This is a genomic window from Mongoliibacter sp., from assembly GCF_007692705.1.
Lineage (GTDB): Bacteria > Bacteroidota > Bacteroidia > Cytophagales > Cyclobacteriaceae > Mongoliibacter.
The window spans coordinates 1-9,944 of sequence record NZ_REBN01000184.1; the positions used below are offsets into that span (position 1 = coordinate 1).

Below are 9,944 nucleotides of genomic sequence, written 5' to 3' on the forward strand. Positions count from 1 at the left end.
CCACTCCTTTGTTCCATCACCTACAAGGTCTTCAAAAGTAAAGTTTACATCGCCTGTTTCAGGATCTTCTGGTTCTGGTGCTTCACCTTCAGAACCTTTAGGAACAAGTCTTACATACCAAGCAAGTTCTTAATTTGCACCATCTACAAATCTTAAGAACATTTCATCTTCTTCAAGATTGATGATCTGATAGGTTCTTGTTCCTGCAAAATATCCAATGAAACCACCTGCAGAAATTGTCAATACAGGGAATTCACCTTCTGGTTCCTGAACACTCCAGGTCAGGTTATCGGGTGCGGTATAAGGTGCAGAAAGGTCACCAACTCCTGGATCAAATGCTTCCGGGAATTCAGAGGCTTGTGCTTCATTAAGATAAATGAACCCATTTGTCTCCATGATAAATCTGGTATTGTCTAACTGAAAAGTATATTCGTCAGTGTACATACCACTACCTTCTTTTTCTAAAGCTTTAGCGGCATACCATTCTGGGAAATCACCTGCTTGTGACGGGTTTGGCCCAACGCCAAAGTGACCATCTCTGTTGGCATCAACTACCCAAGTTTTGCCATTGGGCTGTGCAGCACCACCTGTTAGAAAATTAAAGATTGGGCTATCCATGAGACTTGGATCATCCTGGTCGATGACTACATCTGTGGAAAAACTGGCGCTTCCATTATTGTTGAATATTGTCAACGTCACTGTATAGGTACCAGCATTAGGATAGATTCCCTGTGCTGTTCTACCCTCTGCTGTTGAGCCGTTTCCGAGATCCCACTGCATCAGAAAAAACTCATTATCGGCTGTGAAATTGATGATATTATCACTTTCACTACTTGAAGCAAAACTAAATCTTGCATCTTCTGAGGTTGGGGGTGCGTCATCTAAGTTGTTATCATCGACGCATGCTGCCAAGAAGACAAATGACAGCAAAAACATTAAGTACTTTTTGAAATTTTTCATTTTTTTTATTGGTTTATTAATATCCTGGGTTTTGATTCCAATTACCACCCGTAAGGTCAATCTCAACCTGCGGTATCGGGAAAAGCTCATGTTTTCCCACCTGAAACCCTTGAATGGTTTCTGCTGCTTTGCCCGTTCTTACAAGGTCAAAAAACCTGTAGCCTTCTCCAGACAACTCTAATCTTCTTTCTCTTAAAATATCATCAATCAATGATTGGCCCGAACTGTTGATAAGAGGCATTCCTACCCTTTCCCTTACTTTGTTCAACTCAGTTCTCGCCCTTCCATCATTTCCAGTTCTGGCAAATGCCTCTGCAGCCATCAACAATACATCTGCATACCTGATCGCTCGGTAGTTCAATGGGCTGGTTAGGTCATCATCAGGCAGGCCTCGTTCGTCTAATCTTTTGATGTATTTGTTATTATAATAGCCTGTATGGCCTCCGCCTCCTTGAGCATAATTAATATTACCGGAATTGGGTAGAGAGGCAATAAATGCATCTATATCCAAAATAGTGGCTTCCCTTCTTGGGTCGTTCGGACTAAATGCATCATATAGGTTTTGGGTAGGTAAGTTGTAACTGTTGCCATCTCCATAAAAGGGACCGTTATATTGACGGATACCATGAAATCCAACAGCAAGATTGCCCTGAAGACAGACATAACATCCATAATCTCCACCCTGTTGACCAGAGTATTGAATGGTAAATACATCCTCATTCACATTTTCATTGACCACATAAAATAGAGATGAAAAATCCTCAAAAAGCCCATATCCAGCCTGATTGTCGGAGATTAGATCTCCCAGTACCGATGCTGCTTCACTGAATTTACTTTGATAGAGCAATACCTTACCGAGTAAGGCCATGGAAGCGCCTTTGGTAATCCTTCCAGTCTCTTGCTGTACCCAAGGCAAAACTTCAATTGCTATGGCCAAATCGCTCTCTATCTGGGCATAGATCTGCTCTTTGGGTGTTCTCTCAGACCGTGCTATTTCACTTAATGAAATTCTTTGGTCTACAATCAAAGGCATATCTCCAAAATAAGTCACCAATGTGAAGTAATAGTATGCCCTTAGAAAATGTGCCTGAGCTAATAATTGCTCTTTACCAGTAAAATCAAGCTTGTCCTGAAACTCAAATATGTAATTGACCCTAGCGATACCTGTGTAATTGAATCGCATTACATCTCTTAGTTCGGCATTGACGCCACCATGAACCATATTATCGATTTCATGTAATCCCTGAGTATCCGTTACACTTTCTCCCCCTGCAATGGAGTTATCTGAGGCAATTTCACCAATGAAAATCTGTAGATAGGCGGTCTGCATCAGGTCATATGCACCTATCAGGGCTCTTTGAAAATCCTCTTCAGTATTAAAGAAATTTTCTGCATCTTGGGTAAACTCTGGCTCTATATCCAGTAAATTATCACAGGAAGTCATTATGCCTGCGAAAACCAATAGTGTTGATAGTATTTTTTTCATTTTCTTAGAATCTAAAATTGACACCTCCCATTATTGACCTTGCTTGAGGGTAAATTCCATTATCTACACCTGCAAATAGCGGATTAGATGCGCCCACATCTGGATCAAAACCCATGTAGTTGGTCAGCGTAACTAAATTATTGGCTGCAACATATACCCTCATGGATTGGATTTTCAACCTTTCTGTCAAGTTCCTGGGCAGTGTATATCCCACTTGGACATTTCTCAGCCTCACAAATGACCCATCCTCTACATAGAAATCTGAAAAAACTGTATTTCTGGTCTGTCCTGTAGTGAGCCTGGGAACGGTATTGGAGGTTCCTGGGCCAGTCCATCTGTCAAGGTTATATGATAATTGATTGGCAAAAGGCTGTTGCCTTTCATAATTCCTGATAATATCCTGTCCTATGGCGGCATAAATATTGGCAGACACGTCAAAACCTCTAAAATCCGCTCCAAGATTAAGCCCCATAATAAAGTCTGGAATAGGAGAACCTATAAAAGTTCTGTCGTTGTCGTTTCCAAAACTGATCACGCCATCACCATTCTGGTCAACAAACCTCAAATCTCCTGGCCTTGCCCCAGATTGAGTGGCAGCATTACTGGACACCTGCTCTTGACTCTGAAAGATTCCGTCAGTCTGATAGCCTACGAAATACCCAATTGGGAAGCCTTTTTCAAATCTTGTGACAATATTGCCCCCTACCCCAAATGGAGCACCAGGTATAAAATCAAATCCTTCAGGGACTTTAGTTACTTCATTTTTCAAAAAGGTCACATTATAGTCCACCCTGAAATTCACCCCTCTTGATCTCTGAGAGGCATATCCCAATTCCAGCTCCAAACCTCTATTCGTTACATTTCCAGCATTTACTACTGGAGGTGCACCACCGGCTCCATATGACCCAAGCAAAGCTGAAACTTCAGGTTGGAACAGCAGGTCACGGGTATCCTTGATAAAGTAATTTGCGGTAAAATCTATCTTTCTAAACAATGTGAAATCTAGGCCTATATTGGTTTGATAAGTAGTTTCCCATTTGAGATCAGGATTACTTGTAGTTCCAATGGCGGCACCATTTACAATCAGGTCATCAAATACATATCTACCAAGTCCATTCAAAAGCCCTCTGTACCTGAAAAGCCCTATTTGGTCATTCCCTGAAATCCCAAAACTTGTCCTTAGCTTAAAAAAATCGATGAAATCAACATTAAAGAAAGATTCTTCTGAAATTAACCATGCTCCTGAAATAGCCGGAAAATAGCCTATACGGTTATTGGGACCAAAGTTTGTAGATCCATCTCTTCTCATGACAGCCGAAACCAAATACCTCCCCTGGTAATCATATTCTCCCCTGACAAATACAGAAGTCAGTCTTTGCCTGGCCTGAAAAGATCCAACATTATTCAAGAAACCACCTGGTGCTTGATTGGCGGAGATGTCGGCGAGTTCCAAAGAGTTATTCGGTATATTGAACCCCACTCCATTTAAACCCAGACTTCGATTTCCCAGGTATGACACACCAACCATACCTTTTACCCTATGGTCCTCTTTAAAAACTCTGTTGTAATTGAGAAATGCCTCGAAATTATAATCCAAAAAGGTATTTCTGGATTCGTTTACTGATGCGCCTCTTTCTATATCAAGTTCACCAATATTCAAAATGACAGGATCCAAATTGGCATTTCTAGCCGTATTGGCAAATTTACCTGTACCATACCAAACCAGAGGATTAAAAACTTTGGAATCCACCAGAGCAAAATTATATCCTGCACGCCCTGTCAAAGAAAAATGAGGGTTGATATCGTAAGTGATTTCTTCTTTACCAACGAGCTTGTTTACAAATGTCTCGTTGAAGGTATTTTCCAATTGAGCCACTGGGTTGATGATATCATTCACCCGGTCCAAATAGGAGAATCTATCTCCAATAAAAACAGGCTCAGTTGGATAAGCATTTACTGCATTGAACAATACTGAACCAATACCACCTTGGGCAATACCGCTGCTTTGTTCATGTGTATATAACAGCACGTTAGTCAACCTGACCTTTGGGGCCAATTCCGTAGTGAAATTGATTCTTGCGTTATATCTCTCAAAGTTGGCTTTCGGTCCACCAACTATTCCCTGCTGGGCAAAATACGACCCACCGATAGAATATGATGTCTTTTCAGATCCACCTGTAACTGTCAGGTTGTATTCTTGAATCGGGGCGTCCTGGAAAACTGTATTTTGCCAATCTGTTCCTTCTCCAAGATTTGGGTTGGCAAAAGGAGCAGCTTGACCTCCAGCAACGAAAGCCTCATTTTTCAAAATGGCATACTGTGTGGCATTAAGTAAGCTTAGTTGTCTGGCTGTTTGCTGAACGCCATAATAAGCGGACATATCCACGTTGGCCTTGCTATTGAGTTTTCCCTTTTTTGTTTCGATAAGGATAACTCCATTCGCTGCTCTTACACCATAGATACCTGCTGTTCCATCCTTTAAAACATTGACAGATTCAATGTCATTTGGGTTTAGGGCATTCAACCCTGCCGCATCATAAATAACCCCATCTACAAGTATAAGTGGATCGTTGTCTCCAAAAGTACCTATCCCCCTGATCCTAATATTGGAAGTCCCTCCAGGCGCTCCACTATTGGTGGTTATATTTACTCCGGCTATTTGCCCTTGAAGTGCCTGGTCCACACGGGGCATATTCATTTTCGTGATACTTTCACCTTTCACTTGGGATACTGCACCAGTAAGTTCTTTTTTAGTTGCAGTGCCATAACCTACCACAATCACTTCACCAAGAGATGTCAGTTCAGATTCTAAACTCACTTCTAAAGAAAGACTGGAACCTACTCTTATTACTTTTGATTTAAATCCTACATAACTGAAACGTAACTCGTCTCCTTCAGTGGCACTGATTTCAAATTCTCCATCTAAATCTGTAATAGTTCCAGTAGTACTTCCCACCTTAAGTATGCTGACGCCAGGAATTGGTATACCTTCTTCATCAAATACTTTTCCGCTTACATTGCTGGATTGACTATACCCATAAGTGCACCATGCAAGTGCAAACAAAAAGCTTAACACATGTTTCATTTATTTTGGATTTAATTGCGTGCACAAGCTGAAAATTCTTACTTATCAATCAAAAAATAGCAATACATCAATATTACAGCATTACCTCAATTTGTGTTTCTCAAAAACTCTACATTTTTGTCAAAAATCCTCTTTTAAATGTCTATAAGAGTGTTTTATAAATATTCTGTAATCCATTTAATTTATCTCAAATTACTACAACAAGAAAAATTCATTACCTTCAAGAAGTCAATTCATAAATTCATATGAAGAAATTACTAGTAGTCTTTTTTTTAGTCATCTATGTCCAAACATGTTTGAATGCACAGAATCTGGAGCTAGGATTACCCTTTTCAAAATATTACTCCAGCCAGAATTATAATGGAGGTATTCAGAATTACGGATTTGCCCAACATAGATCAGGGCTTATTTATGTTGCCAACAACTTTGGTATGCTGGAGTATGATGGCAGTGCCTGGAATAGATACTCTCTTCCAAATAGCACAAAAATCAGAGATATTGTCATAGATGATGAGAATAGAATTTTCGCTTCTGGCCAAGGTGAATTTGGTTACTTTTCCCCAAATGAAAATGGCTACCTGAAATTCACCTCACTCTTACCAGGGCTGCCTGAAAATGAAAGAAACCTGGAGGAAGTATGGAAGGTATTCCAACTTCACAACTCTATTATTTTCTGTACATTCAACCGTCTTTTTATTTTTTCTAAGCAATTGCAACTTGAGCATATCATCGAATCTGACAATTATTTTGATGGTTTTTTTGCTTCCAACAACCAACTTTTGGTTTTGGAAAGAGGGACAGGTCTCAAAAGACTTCAAAACAATGCCTTAGAGATCTACAGGAACCAAGAAGAGTTTTCCAACACCTATATTTCCGGATTGGTACAAGTAGGCAAGGATGACAAACTGATCTTCACAAGAGATAAGGGAATCTTTCTTCTAAACGATACAGGGTCTAAAAGATGGACTCCTAAAAATCTACCCGATATAAAAAACATCAATCATGTACTGAGATTGAAAGATGGTAGGATCGCAATTGGCACCCAGAATGACGGCATTTATATCATAAATGATTCTGGTCAACTTTATCTCCACATGGATGAAAATCATGGACTTCAAAATAACACCATTCTAAGTCAGTTTGAGGATGTCAGTGGCAATCTTTGGATTGGACACAGCAATGGTATATCTCTTGTGGAACTTGGATTGCCATTCAGACAAATCAACCAGTATTCCAATATATCAGGAACAGGCTATGATGCTTTTTTAAAGGGAGACTATCTGTACTATGGCACCAACAATGGGGTTTATTATCAATCCGTGGAAAAAAATGATGAAGCCAAGTTGATAGAGGGTTCTATTGGTCAGGTTTACCAAATAAACCTTGTCCAGAATCATTTGCTTGTAGCACATAATGACGGTGCTTTTGAAATCAAGGGGAATGAGCTATTTAAACTTACAGACTATCAGGGTATTTGGAATTTTCAACCTTTAAAAAATCATCCAAACCTAATCATCAGCGGTACTTATACTGGACTGATTTTGTTTGAAATCAAAAACGGGGATGTAAAATTCTTAAGGAAACTGAATGGATTTGACGAATCATCCAGAATCATACAAGAGGATGTCAACGGTAATATCTGGATGACTCATGGCTATAAAGGAGTATACAAAATCAATCTGTCTGATGATTTAGAATCTGTATCAGCTGAGTTTTATGGTACAGAAAAGGGATTGCCTACCAATCTCCTGATAAGTGTATGGAATGTTAACGACAGGTTGCTTTTTACAACAGAATACGGAATATACAGCTATAACGCTTCTGAGGACAAGTTTGAGCGTGATGAGTTTTTCAGACCATACTTCGGAGATGAATTTCTAATCACAAGCCTTCTTGAAGACCCAATGGGAAACATTTTTTATATTGGAGAACAAGAGGTAGGTGTTTTAGAAAAACAGATCAATGGTACTTATCAGAAAAAACATCAGATATTCAATAAAATACTTCCTTTTCTAAATGATGACTTGCAAAACACCTCTTTATTAAGGGGAAACGAAGCTCTTTTTGCCGCTAATGATGGATTTATTTGGTTTATGCTAGAAAGAAATTCTCAGGTATATAGTCCTTCATTTCCTACCTTAATCAGATCTGTATTTCAAACAGGCCCGTCTGATTCTTTGATTTTTACCAGAAATCATCATTTAGTTAAAAATAAGCCTATAGAGTTACCCTATGAAAATGCAGACTTACGCTTTGAGGTAACCTACCCAACCCCAAATCAAGAAAATAACGTAATGTTCAAATTCTGGCTTGAAGGGTTTGAGGAAGGGTTTGGGGAATGGAATACCCGAAGGGATAAGTCCTATACCAACCTTAGGGAAGGGAAATATACATTCCATGTCAAAAGCAAAGATCTTTTTGGTAATGAAGGGCAAGAAGATTTTTTTCAATTTGAGGTTTTGCCTCCTTGGTATAGGTCTGGAATCGCATATTTAATCTATTTTATTTCATCCTTAGTATTCCTCTATTTCATTTATAAATCTGAGGAGAAAAGGCATCTGAAAAAGACGAAAAAGATCACTGCCGAACAAAGAAAAAAACTGGAAGAAAAAGAATCTGATCTACAACAATCCCAAAAAGAAATAGAACGGCTCAAAACTGAAAAGCTCGAAGGGGAGATCAAGAATAAAAATAAAGAATTGGCTTCTGCAACCATGCATTTAATCAATAAAAATGGCTTCATAGACCATACCAAGACACACCTGACATCTATCATTAAAAAAAGTAAAAATCAGGAAGTTAAAAATGATATTCAAAAAGTAATCCAGAGTATAGAGAAGAATATCAAAGGGGATAAAGAATGGGAACATTTTGAAATTCATTTTGATCAAGTACATGGTGACTTCATGTCTAGGTTTAAAAAATCCTTTCCCGATCTAAGTCCCCAAGAAATAAAACTAAGTGCTTATTTGAGAATGAATTTATCCTCCAAGGAGATTGCTTATCTGATGAACATCTCAACCCGAGGTGTGGAAATAGCACGGTACAGATTGAGAAAAAAGATACAGTTAGAAAGACAGGATAACCTACAGGAATTTATTCTAAAGTTTTAGAAAAATCTTCATTCGCTTATATCTCCTTTAGATTTAAAGCTAAAAACAGGCCTAAGCCCAAAAGTCCCACAAATACAAAGAGCATAGCCTGTATTCCAAAAAGTGAAGAAAGACTTCCGAGCCCTGCTGCAAGCAACGTGAATACACCGATCATGGTATTGGATAAGGAAACATAAAGCGGTCTTTCTTTTTCCGGAGCAAAATCCACCAGATAAGTTTTTCTGCTCAACCTGGTACCTCCATGGGCCATCACCTGGATTAGAAATAGTCCAGCAAACACATAAATATTCTGCAGGCTATCCGGCCAAAAAGGAAACAAGGCCATCAGGGAAATATTGACCATCCCAAGGATAGATACCCACACCATGAGCTTTCTACTGGATTGATCCGCAAACCTGCCCCAAAAGGGTGAACTGATAATATTGGCTATCCCTGCAGCAATCACCATAATCCCCAGATTATTGACTTCACTACCCAATTCTTCTTTTCCCAAAACCACAAAAAAAGGCTGTGCCAAAGGAATAGCCATCAACAATCCACGGGTAAAAATAAACCTACGGAGGTTGCTGTCCTCATTCCAAAACTTCCAGGCATTTTTTATTTCACTTACAGGAGACCTTCCACCTTCTGTGGCTCCCTTTTCCTCCACAATCAGAGCAAATAAGAAAGCCGACAACAACCATAAAATTGCACCTGACATTACCACCCAAAACAGCATTCCTTTATCCTGCTCCCCTTTCAAATCCTGCAGGATAAATACCCCAGCAACCAAGGTCAATACCCCACCAATCGTAGATCGCATGGCCAACAACTGTCCTCTTTTCCCTTTAGGGACAGTTTTGCCTATTACATCCTTAAAACTAATACTTGCCACTCCACTGGCCAAACTGAAAATCAGTAATAGACTTAAAATCAAAATTCCGGCAGTATTCCCCTCTGTTCGTAAAACCACAAAGGCCATGACAGCCAAAGCCAATGCCTGAATCAAAGCAGGAATTACCCAAAACCATTTCCTGACTGCATAAGCCCTGATTTTAGCAGATACAAACAGCTGCGGTAAAAGAGAACCTGCATCCTTAATGGGAACCAATGCACCTGTAAAAAGATTTGGGACACCCAAAGCAGATAAAATCCAGGGCAAGGTGGTACCCGGGCTGACCAATTGCTCCGCCAATTTGGATAAGGAACCGCTGAATACATTTTTGAAAAAATTGCCTGGAGTTTCCTTGCAGGCCCTTTCCGAAATTGCCTCACAGGCCCTCTCCTCCCCTTCATCGGTAATCAGTTCGTAAGCTTTGGA

The 9,944-nt window shown here is 39.6% G+C and carries 5 protein-coding genes; 1 reads left to right on the forward strand and 4 read right to left on the reverse strand.

The window, feature by feature from the left end; translation table 11 throughout:
- Window positions 1–129 precede the first annotated feature (129 nt).
- The 3 genes from EA341_RS12970 to EA341_RS12980 are packed head-to-tail and all read right to left on the reverse strand — an operon-like array spanning window position 130 to window position 5,531.
- The gene (locus EA341_RS12970; RefSeq protein ID WP_293015185.1) at window positions 130–960 is read right to left on the reverse strand and encodes a PKD domain-containing protein; all 831 of its coding nucleotides are present in this window, start codon (window positions 958–960) and stop codon (window positions 130–132) included.
- A gap of 16 nt (window positions 961–976) precedes the next feature.
- On the reverse strand, window positions 977–2,446 hold the full coding sequence (locus tag EA341_RS12975) for a RagB/SusD family nutrient uptake outer membrane protein (protein ID WP_293015188.1): 1,470 nt from the start codon (window positions 2,444–2,446) through the stop codon (window positions 977–979).
- Window positions 2,447–2,450: 4 nt separating this feature from the next.
- On the reverse strand, window positions 2,451–5,531 hold the full coding sequence (locus tag EA341_RS12980; protein WP_293015191.1) for a TonB-dependent receptor: 3,081 nt from the start codon (window positions 5,529–5,531) through the stop codon (window positions 2,451–2,453).
- A gap of 245 nt (window positions 5,532–5,776) precedes the next feature.
- Between EA341_RS12980 and EA341_RS12985 the strand changes: the two genes are divergently transcribed.
- On the forward strand, window positions 5,777–8,644 hold the full coding sequence (locus EA341_RS12985) for a triple tyrosine motif-containing protein (RefSeq protein WP_293015194.1): 2,868 nt from the start codon (window positions 5,777–5,779) through the stop codon (window positions 8,642–8,644).
- Between the two features lie 16 nt (window positions 8,645–8,660).
- On the opposite strand, the gene EA341_RS12990 is transcribed toward EA341_RS12985, so the two are convergent.
- The coding region (locus EA341_RS12990; protein ID WP_293015196.1) for an MFS transporter at window positions 8,661–9,944 on the reverse strand (1,284 nt) is incomplete at its 5' end.

Coding starts and splice junctions, on each gene's coding strand:
- EA341_RS12970 (WP_293015185.1), bottom strand. CDS start 960: ATGAAAAATTTCAAAAAGTACTTAATGTTTTTGCTGTCATTTGTCTTC.
- EA341_RS12985 (WP_293015194.1), top strand. CDS start 5,777: ATGAAGAAATTACTAGTAGTCTTTTTTTTAGTCATCTATGTCCAAACA.
- EA341_RS12975 (WP_293015188.1), bottom strand. CDS start 2,446: ATGAAAAAAATACTATCAACACTATTGGTTTTCGCAGGCATAATGACT.
- EA341_RS12980 (WP_293015191.1), bottom strand. CDS start 5,531: ATGAAACATGTGTTAAGCTTTTTGTTTGCACTTGCATGGTGCACTTAT.